Origin of the sequence: Streptomyces sp. NPDC046203, assembly GCF_040646255.1 — a bacterium.
In the GTDB taxonomy this organism is placed as follows: Bacteria; Actinomycetota; Actinomycetes; order Streptomycetales; family Streptomycetaceae; genus Streptomyces.
In genome coordinates, this window is record NZ_JBEYZX010000079.1 from 1 (window position 1) to 18192 (window position 18192).

The window sequence follows — 18192 nt, forward strand, 5'->3', positions numbered from 1 at the left end:
GGTGTCACGGGGTTTCCCCGTGACACCCCTCTCTCACACCGCTGGGTGTCCGCGCCGTGTCGTCCGTGGATGGTGAGGACGAGGCTGCCCCCGGTCTCTCATCGTGGCCGGCATCCCCCATGAGGAAACGCACCTCGATCGTCCGCGGATCAACGGCGAAGATGAACACTTCAACCGCGCCCGGCGTCAACAACCCTGTGGGGCGACACCCCTGGCCGACCGTGCCCTGGCTTGCGGGCGGGGTCAGAGGCGATCCAGCTGGGCCTTCACGACCGGTTCCGGGATCGCCGCGTGGTCGTGGTCCAGCATGTTCACGCCGTAGAAGGCGGCGATGATGTTCCCCTGGCGGACGACGGTGAACGTCATGGGGACCTTCTGCTTCCCGATGTCGCCGGTGATCCGGTACGCGACGGCCTTTTCGCCCAGCTTGGGTGCCGGCAGGGATTCGACCTTGCCATAGGTGAGACCGAGAGTCTTGAAGCCTTTGGGGCAGGCGGTGACGGCGGCGCTCAGATCGTCCATGACCCGCGTCGCGTTCGCGTCGGAGTGCGAGGCGAGCCACATCGAGCCGACGGTGGCGTTGACGGCATTGGCGGCCTGGAGCGAGCGGTGGGCGGTGGCGACCGGCCGGATGTGAGTGAAGCCCCCGATGAGGCTGGCCAGCGGCTGGCACTTCTTCCGGTCGGCCTCCATGTCGCGGCCGGCCTCGACCTCCGCCTTGGCGATCTTCTTGGCGTTGAAGCCGGCGGACTGGCCGGTGAGGATCACTTTCTCCAGGGCAGAGGTGTCGAGGGTCCCGAGCCGCTTTGCTTCCACGGCCTCCTTCTCGGCGGGGCTCTGTGTGCTCTTTCCGGCGGCTGGAGGCTTCTTCTCCCCGGAATCGTCCGACTTTCCACTGCAGGCGGCCGCCAGGAAAAGGACGGGTATTGCGGCGGCGATCGGAAGGGCCCTGCGTAGTCTCATGTTCTTCGTTCTTTCCGGTCTTTTACACGCGTGCAGATCACAGGCGAAGTGATCTTAACTGTGAGAGGCGTTTTAGGGGATTACGTTTCGGCTTCGACGTGACCGCATGTTCGGTACTCCGTGATTTGCACCCTTTGCGTCGTAAATGCGAAGCACCCCATCCAAGAGGGCTCGACCTGCGGTTCCCGTGGTTGGTAACGAAATGATCAAGAATATGTTCGTTTTGTTCGCCTGTGGGGCCTTCGTGTCGGCGGGTCTGAATTATTTAATCTTCACCCGGCGAGAAAGACGTGACATCTTCACGGAGTAAGCGGCAGTGAAGTTCTAGGGGTGGGGCGGCCGCTTCGGCGTGGCCGTAATAGCTCACGTGGCTGAACAGGGCCGCTCCTTTGGCATGCCCGCGAATATTGCTGCCGAGCGATCGAGAGATTGTCAGGCACAGCATGTCTTTGTTCAGAGACGTCGGCAGACGCCGGCGTCGCATACGGTCGGCCCTCACCAGGGCCACCGGGACGACGGCGCTCGTCACCGCCTCCGCCGTACTGGCCGGCGTGATCCAGTCCGCTCCGGCCTTCGCCGACTCGGTGCCCGAGGAGGACACCGGCGTCACTCGCAACAGCATCGGCCAGGATGTTCGGCGGGGCCGCTGTATCACTGGCGTGGCGCTTCACGTCGGTGGACCCGCGATGAAGGCCAAGGCCATTGAGGGCCTGACGGGCACTGCGGAGAAGCTCAGCGAAGTCATCGGTTCCGTCGGCTGGATCGATTTCGGCCCCCTGGGCGAAGCCAAGAAGGCCGACACTGCGGCGGCCGGCACCTACATGAATGCCCTCACGCAGCACACCAGAGATCTCGATGAGGCCACCAAGCCTTACCGGTCTCTCTGGACCAGCGATGTGGTGGAGTATCACGCGCCCGTCTTCGGCGCGGACGTGAACTACTTCACCGCACTCGCACAGGTCCAACTCGCTTCCCCGCTCGGTTGGGACGGCCACAGCGAGGCCGGCGCTGAAGCAGTCGACAGGGCCCGGGCGCTCGCCGAGGAGAACAACGGCAAGGACGAGTCGCACGACTACGCCGCTTACTGGATGCTCCGGGACGTCAACACTAAGTACTCGGGTGGCACGACCTCCAACGACATCGCGTCCTATCTGCGGCATGGAGGTTTCGCGACCGAGGCTCCTGCCAAGGACTCCGCCGGGTACCGGCTTGAGGTCGAGGGCCTCAAGCAGGCCTGGGCCGGCTGTGACTGGCAGAACCCGGTCGATCCCCGGCGCGTACTCAACGCCCCGGTAATGAGCGCGATGGTCGAGTGGGAGCAGGAGTACGCCGGGCAGTCCGCTCAGCGTGCCACGATTGTGCAGGCCGAAGCGGACGCCGCCTCGGCGACCCGCGCCGCCACCGACGACATGATCGAGGCCATCCGGCAGGCGTGGCTCGCCAAGCAGATTCTGTCGTGGCGCAAGTACTGGCTGAACGCTCTCGCCAGTTGGCCCGAGCACCCGGGACGGCCTGACCAGGCGCTGTATGACAGGGCGACGGCCGACCTGGCCCAGGCCCGCAGCATCGCGGCCGCACGGGCCGACTCGGCCAAGACACAGGCTGCCGAAGCCGCCGTGGCGGCGCAGAAGGCCGCGACCGCGCAGCAGGAGGCCTGGTCCGTCGCCGACGCTACTCATGTGCCGCGCGGCCGGGGTCTGATGTACGCGCAGCAGTCGGTACAGGTCGCACGCGCCTCCGCCTCCGCCGCCCAGGCGGCCGCGAAGGCCACCGAGACCTCCCTGGCCGCCACGAAGGCGACGGCGGAAGACGCTGACGCCCTGCTCGCCAAGGCGCAGACCGAGTCGCACACGGTCAACACCGAGTTCCGCCGGGTCGCGGCCGAGGAGGCCGCTGCCCAGGCCAAGGCCGCCGCCGACAGCGCCGAGGCCAACGCCGCGGCGGCGGACCAGTCCGCCAATACCGCCAAGTCGGCTCGTACGACCGCGGAGCAGAAGCGGGACAAGGCCGAGAAGGCCGCCGCGACCGCCGCGAGCGAGCGCGCCAAGGCACAGACGGAGAAGGCGGTCGCCGCCGCCGAGCGCGCCAAGGCCGCTGCCGAGCGCGCCAAGGCCGTCGACGCCGAAGAGCGCGCCGGTACGCAGAAGACAGCCGCGCAGAGTGCCGACACCGACGCCGGTACGGCGTCCGCCGACGCCCAGGCCAAGCGGAAGATCGCGGATGGGAAGGCGAAGGCCGCCCAGATAGCGCGCGAGAAGGTCTTCTCCGCGCTGCGGGACAAGCAGGCCGCGGCGGCACGTGCCGCCGCCTTGGAGGCTGCGGCGGCCGCCGCAGCCGGTACCGAGGCGGCCGCCGAGACCCGTAGCGCCGCCACCGCGGCCCGGACGGCTGCCACCAAGGCCGCCGAAGCCGCGACCGCCGCTCAGTCGGCCGCCGACGAGGCCACCGCGGCCGCCGTCACCGCCCGGAGCGCCGCCACCAAGGCCGAGGGGGCCGCCGAGCGGGCCCGTGCGAGCGCCGACGCGGCTTGGTCCGCGTACTACTCCTCGCTCGGTGCTGCCTCGGCCGCGCATGCCGCCGCCGCCACCGCGCTGGACGCCTCGCAGGAAGCGGCGATCCGGGCGGACAACGCGGGCACCGCCGCCGAGAACGCCGCCGAGGCCGCCGAGAAGGCGCAGGAGGAGTCCTCAGCCGCCCAGAGCGAAGCCGACGAGGCGGTGAAGTCCGCCGCCACCGTCGTCGGCCGGGCCTACGCCGCCGGCCAGGCCGCGCTCGCCGCCCGCGACAGCGCCAAGGAAGCCGTCGCCGCCTCGCACGAGGCGATCTCGGTGGGCACGCCATATCAGGAGAAGGACTCCTCGGCTGCGTTCGCGGTGCTGGTGGGTCAGTCCTCGAAGACGATCGCCGAACAGCAGGCAGCCGCCGCGGCGGCCAAGGCGGCGGAGGCCAACCAGGCGGCCGTCGACGCCCAGGCCGCCGCCGGCCAGGCGCAGGGCGATGCGAAGCTCGCGGCCGAGGCCGCCGCTCACGCCGCCGCCGACTCGGTCCGCGCCGCCGAAGCCGTCGCCCGGGCCCAGAAGTCCGCCGCCGAGGCCGCACAGGAACAGAAGAACGCGAAGACGGCGGCCGACGCCGCCTCCGCTCACGCCCAGCAGGCCGGGAACAACGCGGCCAGCGCCCGGCTCATCGCGTCCGAGGTCGAGAACGAGGCCACGGCCGCCGACCGCGAGGCCACCGACGCCGAACGGCACGCCGCCGAGGCGCAGGGCAAAGCCGGACGTTCGGCCGAGGCCGCGGCGGAGGCCGCGCGCAAGGCCGCCGAGGCCGAAAAGGCGGCCAAGGACGCCGAGTCGAAGGCATCCGACGCCACCGGTGACTCCACCGCCGCCGAGGAAGCAGCTGACAAGGCCGAGCAGGAGCAGCGGGAGAAGAACGAAGCCGCTCACAAGGACGCCCTCGCCGAGGGCGTCACGCCCATCAAGGGCGGCGCGGACAACTGGCCTGTGCTGGGCGAGCGGGAGGAGAAGATTCTCCTCGACGCCTGTGGCCAGACCTGTGTCGACGACTACCGCGACGGGCTCAAGGCCGTGTCCGTGGGCATCGTGAAGTGGGCCACCGACAACGGCGGCCAGATCCTCTTCGACCAGCTCGACGCCGCCAAGGTCGAGCAGTGCCTGGCTGTGTCGGATGTCGAGACCTGCCTCTGGGACCTCGTCGACGTCGCGTCGAACGCCGTGATCGTGGGTCGTATGCCCGCGCTCGCGCAGGCGATCGAGAAGGTCTCCTCCGGTGTCCGGCGGATCTTCGTGGATGCCGACAAAGCCCTGGTCCGGCTGAACGAGCTGACGGCCGTCATCCGGGACGCCCGCGCCACTCCGCGTCGCGACCGATGCCTGGCCGGCGTCGCCCTGCACGCAGGCGGCGCACAGATGAAGGCCAAGGCCATCGATGGCCTGACCGGCACGAACGCCGAGCTGAACGCGGTCATCGGGGACGTCGGCTGGATCGGTTTCGGCCCCTTGGGGCAGGCCCAGGACAAGGACAGCGCCGCCGGCACGACGTACATGGACGCCATCGCGGCCCGTCAGGCCCTGCTGGAGGATGCCAACAGGCCCTACGCGATGAGCTCGTTCGATGACGGCATCACCCTGCACGCGCCGGAGTTCAGCAAGGACATTCTCGGCTTCACGCTCGCCGTGCAGTACGAGCTGTCCCACCGCCTGGGCCGGGACGACCACACCAACCCCAGCGCCGAAGCGCTGGCGAAGGCGCGGGAGATCACTGAGCAGAACCGGGGCAAGGACACCTGGTTCGACTTTGAAGCAGACATCATGCTTCGAGACGTATCCAACACCCGTTACTCCGGCGTCACCACTGCCTCCGACATCGCCACCTACCTGCGCCACGGTGGCTTCCTCGCCGGCAAGGTAAGCGAGGACAGCCCCGGCTTCCGTTCGGAGGTCGAATACCTCAAGCAGGCGTGGGCCGGCTGTGATCACACCGACCCCATCGACCCGCGCAACTCCCTGTCCGAGGCCGCCTCGCAGGCGTCCGCCGAGTGGGAAGCCGAGTATGCCGCCCAGGCCGCGCCCCGGGCTCTGATCATGCGCGCGGAGGCCGATGCCGCCGCCGCGACCCGCGCCGCCGCCGACAACATGGTGGACGCCATCGGGCAGGCGTGGCTCGCCGACCAGATTCTGCGCTGGCAGAAGTACTGGCACGACCGGCTGGAGCATGACCCGAGCCCTCTCGACAAGCCGAAGAAGGCGCTGTTCGACCGTGCGAACACGGACCTGGCCAAGGCCCGGGGCCGCGTCCAGGCGCTGAAGGCCGCCGCGGCCGGGCAGGCCACGGCCGCCAACGCCGCCTCGGCGCGCGCGGTCACGGCCCAGCAGCAGGCATGGACCATCGCGGACGCGGCCGAAGTGCCGCGCGGCCGGGGCCTGATGTACGCTCAGCAGTCGGTGCAGGTGGCCCGCGCCTCGGGCGCCGCCGCGACCGCCGCCGCCAAGGCGACGGAGACGGCCCTGAACGCGGCCAACGCCACGGTCTCCACCTCTCAGGCGCTGCTGGCCCTGGCGAAGACCGAGTCGCACGCGGTCAGTACAGAGTTCCATCGGATCGCCGCCCAGGAGGCCGCCGCCCAGGCGAAGGCCGCCGCCAACAGCGCCGACGCGTACGCCACCTCCGCCGCGAACAATGCGGCCGTCGCGAAGAAGGCCAAGGAGGACGCGGCCGCCGCTGAGGGCAGAGCCCGCCAGGCTGCCGCCGACGCGCAGCGCACACGTGGCATCGCCGACCTGGAGCGCGCCAACGCGGCGGCTTACCGAGCCACCGCCGAGCGCGAGCGGGACCTCGCCGCCGGCCACGAGGCCGACGCCGTCGCCCAGGGCCGGATAGCGAGCGACGCCCGCACTTCCGCGGAGGCCTCCGGCACAGTCGCCGCCAACCAGCGGAAGGCCGCTGAGCAGGCCGAGAGAGATGCCGTCGCTGCCCGCAACGACGCCCTGGAGGCGGAACAGCGGCGCGACTCACTGAAGGCGAAGGCGGAGGCCCTGGAGGCCAACGCGGCTGCCGATGAAGGGACGGACGCGGCGGAGGCTTCCCGCACCGCCGCGACCGACGCGCGCAGCGCCGCGAACACCGCCACCACGGCCGCGACGAGCGCGCGGGCAGCGGCGAACGCGGCCACGACCGCCGCCGTCAACGCCCGGGAGGCCGCGACCAAGGCGGAGGGCGCCGCGTCCCGGGCCCGCGCTGCGGCCGACGCCACCTGGGCGTCGTACCTTGTCGCGGCTGGCTCGGCTGCCACCGCGCACGCGAAGGCGGCCGAGGCCATCGACGCTTCCGAAGCGGCCGCTGCCGACGCCAAGGGCGCCAAGGACGAATCGGCCAAGGTGAACGCGGCGGCCAAAACCGCCAAGACCGAGGCGACAGCCGCCCGTTCCGAGGCACAACAGACCGCGAACTGGGCGGCTGTGACCGCTGGCAAAGCCCAGGCCGCCGTGGCGTCCTCGCTCGCGGCCCGCGACTCCGCCGCCGCCGTGACCCGGCCGGCGCAAGACGCGATCGCCCTCGGCACGCCGTACCAGCAGCAGGACAGCTCCGCCGCGTTCGCTGTCCTGACAGGGCAGGCGTCCCTGACGGTGGCCCAGCAGCAAGCGGCCTCGGCCGCCGCCACGGCCGATCTCGCCGAAAAGTTCTCGGCGGAGGCGAAGGCTCTCGCGGCGCAGGCCTCAGCGGACATGAAGCTGGCCCTGGAGGCGTCGGCGGCAGCCGCCGACGACTCGCTGCGCGCCGCCAAGGCGTACCAGCGGGCGCAGGCCTCGGCCAACCAGGCCGCAGCCGATGCCAAGGCCGCACAGGGCTCGGCGACGCGGGCCGACGGCTACGCGCAGGCGGCCGGAGCCGAAGCGATGGCGGCGAACTCGGCGGCGAACGACGCCGAGCGTGACGCCGTCGCCGCCGACAGCGCGGCGACGGAGGCGGAACACGACGCTGCCCACGCCCGTCAGGTCGCCACCCAGGCGGAGGCCGACGCGGTCGCCGCCCGCTCCAGCGCCGACAAGGCGGAGATCGACGCGACCGCCGCAGAGAAGGCCGCCGAAGGCGCTCGCCAGGCAGCCGAGGAGGCACAGGACGCGGCGGACCGCACCGAAAAGAGGGGCAGCTCCGAGCAGATCTCGCAGGGCGCCACCACCAGCATCAGCGACGTGTGGGCAGTCCTTGACCACATCGAGTACATCGGCGACCCGAAGAATGTCGTCAAGGACAACTGCAACCCGATCTGGCACGTCGGCGACTGCAAGATCACGGCCGACATCACGTACAGGTCGCATGTCGACGTGTACATGTGCATGATGCCGTGGGAGTCCTACATAGCGGCAGGCATTTGCCCAGCAGCTGAGACGGTGTTCCTCGGCCCCGAGGTCACGGATCAGCAGAAGAAGACCATCACCGTCACGCTGACGATGACCGAGTTCAACTCGGGCATCGATCCGATCGACGTCCTGCTCGGCGACTTCATCGGCTGTGCGAAGAAGCTCATGCCGGGTCTCCCCGGGGGCACCTGGGGAGACTGTGCCTGGGCCATCGGCTGGTTCGTGGGGGGCCTGCTCTTCAGGACCGGCAAGACCGCGGTCATGGCGATGGACGCCGCCGTCAAGACGGGCATCGGGTTCATGGACGCCTTCATGGCGCTGCGCACCGTCGGCCTGACCGAGGCTGCTGTCCAGGGCATCATCAGCCGCATCTTCAGAAAGCTTGGGACGGCGTGTGAGGCGGCGGGCACCGCCTCCCTCAAGCTCGCGAAGTTCTCGGTCGCGGCAGCGACGGCCAACGACGATGTCATTAAGAAGTGCGGGGAGATTCTCAAGGACATCGTCAAGGACGGTGATCACATCGTTCTCGGTGTCAACCGCGGAAAGGACCTGCCAGGCTCGGACAACCTGGCCGCCAAAATCGGCGGGAAAACCTTCAACAACAAGAACTACGGCATCGTGATGCCGGAGAGCATAGGCTATGGACAACGTGCCCTCTGGACGGTGGGCGTGGAGCGAGCCGTTGAGAATCCCAAAGTGACGATTTCGGTGTGCCTGGACGGTGTCGACGGCGCCAAGACCGCCGACGAGGCGCTGAGCATGCTTCTGGCGCGAGGAGAGACCATCGAGAACAGTAGTTGGGAGGCCGTCCAGGCTGGTGGTTACGGAACTGCCTGGGAGATGGTCAAACTTCGCACATCCATGCGAATGGAATACCGCTCCTGGAAGTCCGTCAATTGGTACATGTACAACCCGGTCGAGAAGAAGTACGAGCTCGTCCATCCGACGCGCTTCACCTACAGCAACGGCACCCCGGTCGAATGAAGAAGGGAGCGAAAATGACGGATTTCACTCGGGAAGGGCGGGACTTCATTGTGAGCAGGTTCAACCCCTCACACCGCCAGCTCTTCCTGACCAGTGAGGCCACGCCGACGAATGGGACCACGAAGATTGAGGTCTATTTCGGACACGTGGAGCTGATGTTCCTCAGGCCCTTCTACGACGGGCTCCACATCCGGCGGGCGACTGCCGCCGAGTTCGGCGTGCTCCACGAACGGCACAGCATTCCGGCGGGGGATGACGCCTTCACGTGGATGCTGGAGCGGGACGGCGACAGCTTCGTCGTCGCCAGCAATCCGAGCTGGCGTGAGGCGGAGTACGCACTGATGGGTGATCGGCAGTGGCTATACGACCCGAGTCAGCCCTGGCCCCCGGAGTTCCCAGCGGAATCGGGGCTGGTCGGCTGACCGTCTGTCCGCCGTAACCGCCATGGGGGTGGCGCCGCGGGCGCTCCCCTGCCCTGCCGTCAGGCGGACAAGGGAAAGGGCCTGCCCTGTGCCCGAAGCACAGGGCAAGCCCCCTGCTGTGCGCCCCGGGCTCCGATACCTCCCGAAACGCACTTGACGGATCAAGGAACTGAGTACGTCGACTCAGGACCTGACCTCCGGATCTGCCGAGGATCGCTGTCGGACCGCCGACGGTCGTGTTGGCGCCGGTCTCTCGGCGTCGCACGATCGATCGGCGCCAACACCTCGCATGCCAGAGTGGAATGGAAGGGGGTCCACCCTGGATGCGTGACATCTCCACGAGCGGGAGTGGATCTGCGGGCGGGCATGGGTAGCCAGCCGGAGTGATCAAGTGGAGGGCGTCGTTCGGATGCCGAGGCCTGGGATTGGGCTAGGCATCCTCGGCTAGTGCCCCCAGCCCCCCGATCAGCAACGCCGACAACCGCGTCGCCCACGCCCCGTCCACCCGCTCCGCGCTCACCAGCGCGCGATGCACGACCGCTCCCGCCACCACGTCGAAGATCAGGTCGTCCGTCATGGCGACCGCCTCCGCGTCGCGCCCCGCCGGCAGTTCCCCGCGTGCCTGCGCGCGCTCGCGCCCGGCGAGGACGAGGCGTTTCTGGCGTTCGACGATGGAGGTGCGGATGCGTTCCCGCAGGGGCTCGTCGCGGGTGGACTCGGCGACGACGGCCATGAGCGCGGTCTTGGTCTCGGGCCGTTCGAGGAGCGCCGCGAATTGCACGACCACGTGTTCGATGTCGGCTTGGAGTGAGCCCAGATCGGGTAGTTCGAGTTCGTCGAAGAGAACGGCGACGGCGTCGACGACGAGTTCGTTCTTGTTGGCCCAGCGCCGGTAGAGGGTGGTCTTGGCCACCCCCGCGCGGGTGGCGACGTCTCCCATGGACAGTTTCGACCAGCCGAGGTCGACGAGGGCGGCCCGGGTCGCCTCCAGGATCGCCTCTCCGGCCTCGGCGGAGCGGGGGCGCCCGGCGCGGCCCCGGGGGCTGGAGGAGTGACACATAGGGGACATGGTCGACGACCATACCCGTCAGTAGGTATTGCGCCAGGGGTCGGTGATGTGAGGCAGTTCACGCCGGATCGGGGCCCGAGTGCCTGGTGGGACGATTACGCTACGACGCGTAGCGAAAGACGGCGGCCGGCACCGGCCGGCTCCTCGCGACAACCACCGCGCCGGGTGGGGACCCGGCGCACGCAGTACGGCAGTTACGGCAGTTGCAGCGGTACGTACGAGCACGACGGGCGCCATGCCCGAGCACGAACGGGCCCCGCGCCCGAGTACGAGGTACGCCGCGCAGGCACGTACAGACATGTACGAGCCGGGGCGCGTACGGACCGAACGAAGCGAAGCGAGACCCGCGCCTTCCCGCCCCGGACGGCCCGGTTCGTCCGATGCTTACCGCTCACGCGCGCGGAAGGGGGAGGATGGGACCATGCAGCCCCGAAACATGTCCATGAGCGGCGTCGTCGACCTCGCCGCGGTGAAGGCGGCCGGTGAGGCCAAGGCCAAGGCGGAGCAGACGCGCGCCGAAGCGGCGCGGCACGGCGGTACGCCGGCCGTGACCCCGTCCGCCCTGGTGATCGACGTCGACGAGGCCGGCTTCGAGCACGACGTCATCCAGCGGTCCGCCGAGGTCCCGGTCGTCATCGACTTCTGGGCCGAGTGGTGCGAGCCCTGCAAGCAGCTCGGCCCCCTGCTGGAACGTCTCGCCGTCGAGTACAACGGCCGCTTCCTGCTGGCCAAGGTCGACGTCGACGCCAACCAGATGCTGATGCAGCAGTTCGGCATCCAGGGAATCCCGGCCGTGTTCGCGGTCGTCGCCGGTCAGGCCCTGCCCCTCTTCCAGGGCGCGGCGCCCGAGGCGCAGATCCGGGAGACCCTGGACCAGCTGGTGCAGGTCGCCGAGGAGCGCTTCGGCCTCACCGGTCTCCAGGTCGACCCGGACGCCGCCGCCGGTGCCGGGCGCTCCGCCGAGGTGCCCGCCGGTCCGTACGACGCCCTGCTGGACGCGGCCGTGTCCGCGCTCGACGCCGGCGACATGTCCGGCGCGATCCAGGCGTACAAGAACGTGCTCGCCGACGACCCGGCACACCCGGAGGCCAAGCTCGGTCTCGCGCAGGCCGAACTGCTCGCGCGGGTCCAGGCGATGAACCCGGGCGAGGTGCGCAAGAACGCCGCCGAGAACCCGGCCGACGTCACGGCGCAGATCGCCGCCGCGGATCTCGACCTGGCGGGCGGTCACGTCCAGGACGCCTTCGGGCGGCTGATCGACACCGTGCGCCGCACGGCGGGCGAGGACCGGGACGCGGTCCGGGTCCGACTGCTCGAACTGTTCGAGGTCATCGGCCCCGAGGACCCGCGGGTGACCGCGGCGCGACAGGCCCTGGCGAGCGCCCTGTTCTGACCCTCCCCGTCCGATCCCACCTGATCCCGACTGACCCCAACTGATCCTGTCGGATCCTTCCCGGCTTCCGAGGCCGCTCGCGTCCGTCCTGGCCGGGGACGATTTGGCGACACGGCGACATCCGGCGACCGCGCTTTACCAAAACTTGGTAAACGCGGTCGCTGTTACTTGTAGTAAATCGGAACCCGCTTTCTGTCCGGGTTCGCGCGCCTCCCTCCCCCTTTATGCCGTCACACGGGGACACCCTCCGTACCCGCTTGGTGCCGGTGTGTCGCACCATGGTCATCAAGTCGTTACCAGCGGGTAATGAACCCTCTTGTGCGGGCGCCCGGAATGGACCACGATCGGCCACGCTCGGTCCGACACCGCACCAACCCGGCACACCCGCCGAACGGCGCGGCGGAGGGTCCCCACCGGGCGGGCCGGCGGCCGTGCCGCCGGTCGTGGACAGGGGGGTTCCTGCACAGACCGGCAGGGCCTGTCCAATCCGGCCGCGCGCACCGCGCGGTCAGTGGTTGTCGCTCGGGGGTGATCGCCGGTGATTCGGACGCACGACGTGCCGCCTGAGCCCTCGGTGTTCCCCTTCCCGAGGACGTAGCACTTCTCCCATCCCAGGACGGGCTCCCAGCCCGCCGGAGATGTACGTCCGAGAAGGAGGATTCTCTATGAAGTCCCAGGTTCGTGGCGGGACGAGATGGAAGCGGTTCGCCGTCGTCATGGTTCCGAGCGTGGCCGCGACGGCCGCGATCGGCGTCGGCCTGGCCCAGGGCGCGCTCGCCGCGTCCTTCGCCATCTCCGGCCAGGAGTTCAAGGTGAGGGCCGACAGCCTGGTCGGTGACAACTTCGTCCAGTACGGCAGTGTCGCCGAGGGCAACACCCTGGATGGCAAGCCCTTCAAGGCCCCGGTCGCTGTGTCCGGCTTCTCCGACGCCTGGATCACCAACATGTGCCAGTCGGTGGTGACGCCGGGGATCCTGGGCGTTCTCCCCGACATCACGCTTCAGCTGAAGGCCGGCACCGCGGGTGCGGGCGACAAGCAGCGGCAGGTCTATGCGAAGAACCTCTACCTGGATGTCTCCTCGCTGAAGGCCGACGCCGAATTCACCAACATCGACATCGGTGTTGCCGCGGGTGAGCTGGGTGCGAAGAGCGGCTTCGGCGCCCAGCCCGGCACGCAGTACAAGAAGGAGGGCTTCGGTCAGCGCGCCGAGCACGCGCAGCTCTCCGGCGTGAAGCAGACGGCGTGGGCGACCACCGCCGGCACCTTCCGGCTGCCCGACCTCGACCTTTCGCTGAAGGTCGGCAAGCAGGAGTGCTTCTGACGCGGAAGTCCATGACGGACTGACTCGTCGGGGTGGGGGGCCGTCGTCTGCGGCCCCCTCACCCGCTCCCGGCCGGGTGCGCCCTCGCCTGGACTCTTCTTCTCAGTACCACCCCTTTCAGGGAGTTGCTTCCATGAGTGCTGCCGAGACCACTTTTTCCAGCGGAGTCCGCAAGGAGAACCGGTTCCGTGTCTGGCGGCAGACCCGGCCTTTCTGGGCCGGACTGTTCACCATGCTCGGTGGTGTCCCGATCGGCTATCTCCCGTACGGCGACGTGCGGTTGGGCAACATCACCCTCGCCATGGCCACGACGGCCGGCGCCGGTGCGCTGATCATCGGCGTCCTGCTCGTCACCCTCGGTCTGACGATGTGGTTCCAGCCCATCGTCCGGGTCTTCGCGGGCATCGCCTCGATCGTGCTCGGGCTCATCTCGCTGCCCGTGTCGAACTTCGGCGGTCTGGTCGTCGGCTTCCTGTTCGCCCTCGTGGGCGGCGGCATGTCGGTGGCGTGGGCGCCGGCCGACCCGGTGGTCGAGGCCGAGATCGAGGGTGAGGTCGAGGGCGGGACCGAGGCCGGGTCCGGGGCCGAGGCCGGTGAAGCCGCCGCGGAGGGCGCGGTCGAGACGTACGGAGCGGCCGGGGCGCCGGGCGCCGGATCCGCGGTGGCCGAGGCCGCCCCGGGTGAGCACATGCACGACGGTACGGCCGGCACGGCGCGGCTCCAGGCCCCCCAGCAGGACGAGCAGGGGGAACGGGGCGAGCAGGACGCGCGGGACACGAAGGAGCCGGCGGCCGAGACGACGACCGAAGCCACCGGTGGGAGGAACCACAGTGCGGGGTGACGAAGCACAGTCGGACGGGGCGCCGGACGGGGCGCCGAGCGGGCCGCGGCACGCGGCCCCCCGCAGATCCCTTCTGAGCAAGCTCCACATGCCCGCGGGCAAGGCGATGGCCCTCGCGGCCATGCCCACCGCCGTCCTCGTCGGCATGGGCCTGGCACCCCGGATCGCCCTCGCCGACGACAAGGCGGACATCCCCTTCGCCCCCGGCCCGTGCGTGACCCGCTCGGACGAGCCGCCGGCCGAGGAGACGACCCCGCCCGAGGCGACGCGGAGCCCGGAGCCGACGGCCTCCGCCACGAGCACCCCGGACGTCCCCGTGACCCCGTCCCCGACCGGGTCCGCGAGCGACGAGCCCTCGCCCGGCGCCACGACCGACGCGGAGGAGCCGGGCCGTCAGCACACGGCCGTACCCGAGCCGCAGACCACGACCGCCGCCCAGGCGGCACCGGTCACGACGCCGTCGCCGGCCACGTCGTACAACCCGCTCGACCCGCTGGGCGTCGGCGACGCGCTGGGGGACCTGTTCCACCTCCCGGGCCGGCCCGCCGCGCCCGCCGCGACGACGGGCCCGGACGCCACCACGGAGCCCACCGCCCCGGGCGCCACGACCGCCCCGGACACGACGGACGGCGCGACGGACGGCACGGCGACCGGCAGCACGCCGGACGCGACCCCGGACGCGACCCCGGACAAGCCCGCGACCCGGGAGACGGCGGACCCGGCGGCCGACGCGGCCAAGGAAGCCATCCGGAACGCCGCCGAGCAGGCCGGCGCCACCACCGAGGAACTGCCCGACTCCGCCAAGGGCCTGGACGCCACGACGGACACGGACATCCCCGACGGCGCCAAGCCCCGCTTCCCGTGCCCCGAGCTCGACCCGGAGGCGCTGGCGGCGGCCCAGCTGGAGCCCGACCTGGCACTGCTCCCCGACGACCCGTGGACCCTGGAGTCGACGCTCCTCACCCTCAACGGCCTGGACTACAAGGGCATCGTCGAGGTGAAGACCGGCAGCGGGAAGATCAAGAAGGTCCTGAAGTTCACGGCGAGCTCCGTGGACATCAAGGACCTGCACCAGCTGACCGTCGGCCCGGCGGGCACCACCGGCCATGTGAAGTCGCGCCCCGGCTCCACGTCCACGATCCGCGACGGCGAGGTGACGATGTACACGGAGGAGCTGAAGGGCAATCTCTTCGGCCTCATCCCGATCACCTTCAGCCCCCAGGCCCCGCCGCCGCTGAACGTCCCCTTCGCCTTCTTCACCAACGTCAAGGTGACCCAGGCCGGCCAGTTCGGCGGCACGCTCAGCGTCCCGGGTCTGGAGAACTACCTGGAGCCCGGCAAGGGCTGAGCCCGGCAAGGGCTAGCCTCTCGGACTCCGTCCGGGGAGTCGTCCGAGCCCTGTGGCCCGCACCGCCAAATGGCGTGGTGCGGGCCACAGTTGCGTTTCCGGAGACACGATGTTGTGTGTGCGTGAACACGTTTGTTGTGTTTCCGTGGACAAGTTCCCCACTATTTTTCTCATCTTCTTTTCATGTGTGTGTGCCAGGCATATGGTGAGGCCGCGCGCGACGGATCTTGCTCATGCGGCCCCGCGCGCACGTCAACAGGCGGCCGGGGGAACGCTGTCGCCGAACGCGGGGGCTCTTTCGTCCTGCCGTCGCACCAGTGGTGCGGACGCGTCACCCACGAGCACGCTCACGCCACGCGCGTGCTCGCCGGCGTACGCCCGTCCGCTCCTCCGTCCGTGCGCCCGGCTCCCGGTCACCGCGTGCCGCGCGGGCACTCTCCCGGCTCGCCCCCGTCGAGCGGAGAAAGAGACACCCGTTGCGTCACAGACCAGGGTTGTTCCCCCCGGGGTCCGGCAGATCCAGGATCCTCACCCCCCTCCTCACCGCCGTGTCGGCGCTGGCCGTCGTCGGCGGCCTCGCCGTACGGCCCGAGGTGCTCGCGCTGAACGCGGCGCCGGCCTCGGACAGTTACGACTGGTACGAGGAGACGCCCGCCGAACTGCTGCGGCAGGACCAGTGCCTGATGGCGGACGTGCTGCGGCTGGGCGGGCCCGCGATGGCCGCCACCGCCCAGGACGGCCTCAACCTGCCGGCCGACAAGCTCCGCGTGCTGGCGAACCGTCAGTACTGGGAGGACACCCCGCTCGCCAAGGCCTACACCGGCGACCGGGCGACGGCCGAGAAGCAGAGCGCGGCTCTCGTCACCCTCCAGGACGGCTGGAAGAAGCCGCTGGCCGGCCTGGCGACCCCGGCCGGATTCAACGAGGCGACCTTCCACTGGCCTCCGGACGGGAGCCAGTCCTTCCCCTCCCAAACCGGGCTCTCCCAGTGGATCTCGGACCGGTTCTGGCAGGACGAGGACGACTTCTACGAGGATTCGACGCCGAAGGCCGACGCGAAGACCGTCGCGGCGGTCAAGGCTTTGGGAAAGCCGCTCTACGGCACTCCCGACCCGTCCTCGCCCGACTGGAACCGGCAGCTCGCCCTGCGGGACGCCTTCGAGTACCTGACGAACTGGAGCCTGGAGCCGACCGGCGCGGACAACGCGCGCCTGTTCCTCGCCTCCGGCGGCTTCCCCCGGACCGCTCCCGCGCCGGACAGCGCGGAGTTCCGCATCGCGGTCGAGGACATGAAGACCCGCTTCTCGACCTGCGCGTGGCGTGACCCGATCGACCCGGACAAGGCGCTCGGGTCGGTCGTCGCCGCGGCAGCCGACGAGTGGCAGCAGGAGATCACCTCGCAGGCCGCCCAGCGCAACACGGTCATGACCGCGGCCAAGGACGCCACCAAGGCCCTGGCCGACGGTGCCGGCGCGCTCGGCCAGATGCTGGGCTCCTCGTGGCAGGCGGACCACCTCACCCGCTGGCAGGACTACTGGACCTCGGGCGGCATCGGCTGGATCGGCAACGCGCCGACCACCATCGAGCTGAAGGCGGCCGCGGGCAAGTGCCTGGAGGCGGAGGGTGGCGCGACGACCAACGGCACCCCGGTCCAGGTGTACACCTGTAACGGCACGCCGGCCCAGAGCTGGATCCTCGAAGGCGACGACGCCGGCCTGCACCTGCGCAACGCCAAGGCCCTCAAGTGCCTCGACGTGTCCAGCAACGGCCAGGCGGACGGCACGAAGATCCAGATCTGGACCTGCAACAGCAGCCCGGCGCAGACCTGGGCCTACACCCCGCGGGCCACGACCGCGCTGAAGGGGATCGGCTCGGGCAAGTGCCTCAACTTCCCGACGTACGACCTCGGCAAGGACGCGCTGCTCGCCACGTGCAACGGCACCGGCCCGCAGCAGATGGTCATCAAGCCGTCCGGTCACACGGGTACGGCCCCGTCGGCCGCCCACATCGCCCAGGCGGCGGCCGGTGTGACCAGCGCCCGGGCCGCCGCCGTGCAGCAGCTGGCCGTACTCCGGCAGCACGCCGCCACGGCCAAGGCCGCCGCGACCGCCGCCGACAGCGCGGTCCAGGCCGCCTACGCCATCGCCGACAAGAACGGCGCGCCGCGCGGCCGAGGACTGCTCGTCGGTCTGCAGAAGGCGCAGGTCACCAAGGGTGCCGCCGCGGCACTCGACGCGATGGTGAAGGCGGGCGAGACCGCCGAGGCCGCCACCCGAGCCGCGGCCGCGGACAGCGACACGATCGCGCAGCGCGCGATCGCCCAGGCCGCCCAGTCGAAGGCGGAGTTCCGCAAGGAGGCCGCGGCCGCCGCCGAGGCCCAGGCGAAGGCCGCCGCCGACGCGGCCAAGGTGCACCGCGACAACGCGAAGAAGGACAAGGAGACCGCCGAGGCGAAGCTCGTCGAGGCGCTGAAGGCCGAGGGCGACGCGAAGTCGGCCGCCGCCGACGCGCACGCCAAGCGTCTCGCCGCCGAGGCCGAAGAGGCCAACGCGAAGAAGGAGATGGAGACCGCCGCGGCCAAGCAGGGCGAGGCCGCGCAGCACAAGAAGAACGCCGAGTCGGAAGCCACCAAGGCCGAGGACGCGAAGCGGGCGGCGGAGGCCTCGGAGGCCACCGCGGTCGGCAAGCGGAACGACGCGGTCAAGGCCAAGGACTCCGCCAAGAACAAGCGGGACGACGCGTGGGACGCCGAGCAGAAGGCCGACTCCGCCCGCGCCAAGGCCGACGCGAAGGAGGCGTACGCCCAGGCCCACGAGGCGTCGGACGACGCCCAGGCGTCCCGAGCGGCCGCCGATCAGGCATCCGCGCACGCCGACGACCGATGCCCGGGACCTTGTCGAGGCTGACCCGCCCGACGAGCAGCTTGCCGTTGATCTGGCCGACGACGACCAGCCCGACCGAGTTGATCC

General features: G+C 70.2%; 9 protein-coding genes and 1 pseudogene. 7 read left to right on the forward strand and 3 right to left on the reverse strand.

From position 1 onward, the window contains the following. Positions 1 to 243 precede the first annotated feature (243 nt). Positions 244 to 816, reverse strand: coding sequence for a hypothetical protein (locus ABZ990_RS30345; RefSeq protein WP_361238548.1), 573 nt, complete (start codon positions 814 to 816; stop codon positions 244 to 246). A 412-nt stretch (positions 817 to 1228) separates the two neighbouring features. Next, positions 1229 to 1585 (reverse strand): hypothetical protein, encoded by a 357-nt coding sequence (locus tag ABZ990_RS30350; RefSeq protein ID WP_361238550.1) that lies wholly within the window; start codon positions 1583 to 1585, stop codon positions 1229 to 1231. A gap of 37 nt (positions 1586 to 1622) precedes the next feature. Here ABZ990_RS30350 and ABZ990_RS30355 point away from each other — a divergent pair, with 37 nt between their 5' ends. Both ABZ990_RS30355 and ABZ990_RS30360 read left to right on the forward strand, forming a co-directional pair. Next, positions 1623 to 8828 (forward strand): polymorphic toxin type 27 domain-containing protein, encoded by a 7206-nt coding sequence (locus ABZ990_RS30355; protein ID WP_361238552.1) that lies wholly within the window; start codon positions 1623 to 1625, stop codon positions 8826 to 8828. A 14-nt stretch (positions 8829 to 8842) separates the two neighbouring features. After that, positions 8843 to 9250: a hypothetical protein gene (locus ABZ990_RS30360; RefSeq protein ID WP_361238555.1), complete on the forward strand. Its 408-nt coding sequence runs from the start codon at positions 8843 to 8845 to the stop codon at positions 9248 to 9250. A gap of 430 nt (positions 9251 to 9680) precedes the next feature. Here ABZ990_RS30360 and ABZ990_RS30365 read toward each other — a convergent pair whose 3' ends face one another. Beyond that, on the reverse strand, positions 9681 to 10310 hold the full coding sequence (locus ABZ990_RS30365) for a TetR/AcrR family transcriptional regulator (RefSeq protein ID WP_361238567.1): 630 nt from the start codon (positions 10308 to 10310) through the stop codon (positions 9681 to 9683). Positions 10311 to 10740: 430 nt separating this feature from the next. On the opposite strand from ABZ990_RS30365, the gene ABZ990_RS30370 reads away from it, so the two are divergent. The 5 genes and pseudogenes from ABZ990_RS30370 to ABZ990_RS30390 all read left to right on the forward strand — a co-directional run bounded on the left by ABZ990_RS30370 (position 10741) and on the right by ABZ990_RS30390 (position 18129). Continuing rightward, positions 10741 to 11712 (forward strand): tetratricopeptide repeat protein, encoded by a 972-nt coding sequence (locus ABZ990_RS30370; protein ID WP_361238558.1) that lies wholly within the window; start codon positions 10741 to 10743, stop codon positions 11710 to 11712. Positions 11713 to 12377: 665 nt separating this feature from the next. Continuing rightward, positions 12378 to 13034, forward strand: a complete 657-nt coding sequence (locus ABZ990_RS30375) for a DUF6230 family protein (protein ID WP_361238561.1) — start codon at positions 12378 to 12380, stop codon at positions 13032 to 13034. A gap of 133 nt (positions 13035 to 13167) precedes the next feature. Further along, positions 13168 to 13551 (forward strand): annotated as a pseudogene (locus ABZ990_RS30380) (DUF6114 domain-containing protein); the annotation flags it as partial. 313 nt (positions 13552 to 13864) lie between these two features. After that, positions 13865 to 15223, forward strand: a complete 1359-nt coding sequence (locus tag ABZ990_RS30385; protein ID WP_361238564.1) for a hypothetical protein — start codon at positions 13865 to 13867, stop codon at positions 15221 to 15223. A 1484-nt stretch (positions 15224 to 16707) separates the two neighbouring features. Further along, a complete protein-coding gene (locus ABZ990_RS30390) occupies positions 16708 to 18129 on the forward strand; it encodes an RICIN domain-containing protein (protein ID WP_361238570.1) in 1422 nt (473 codons plus the stop codon). Positions 18130 to 18192 lie beyond the last annotated feature (63 nt).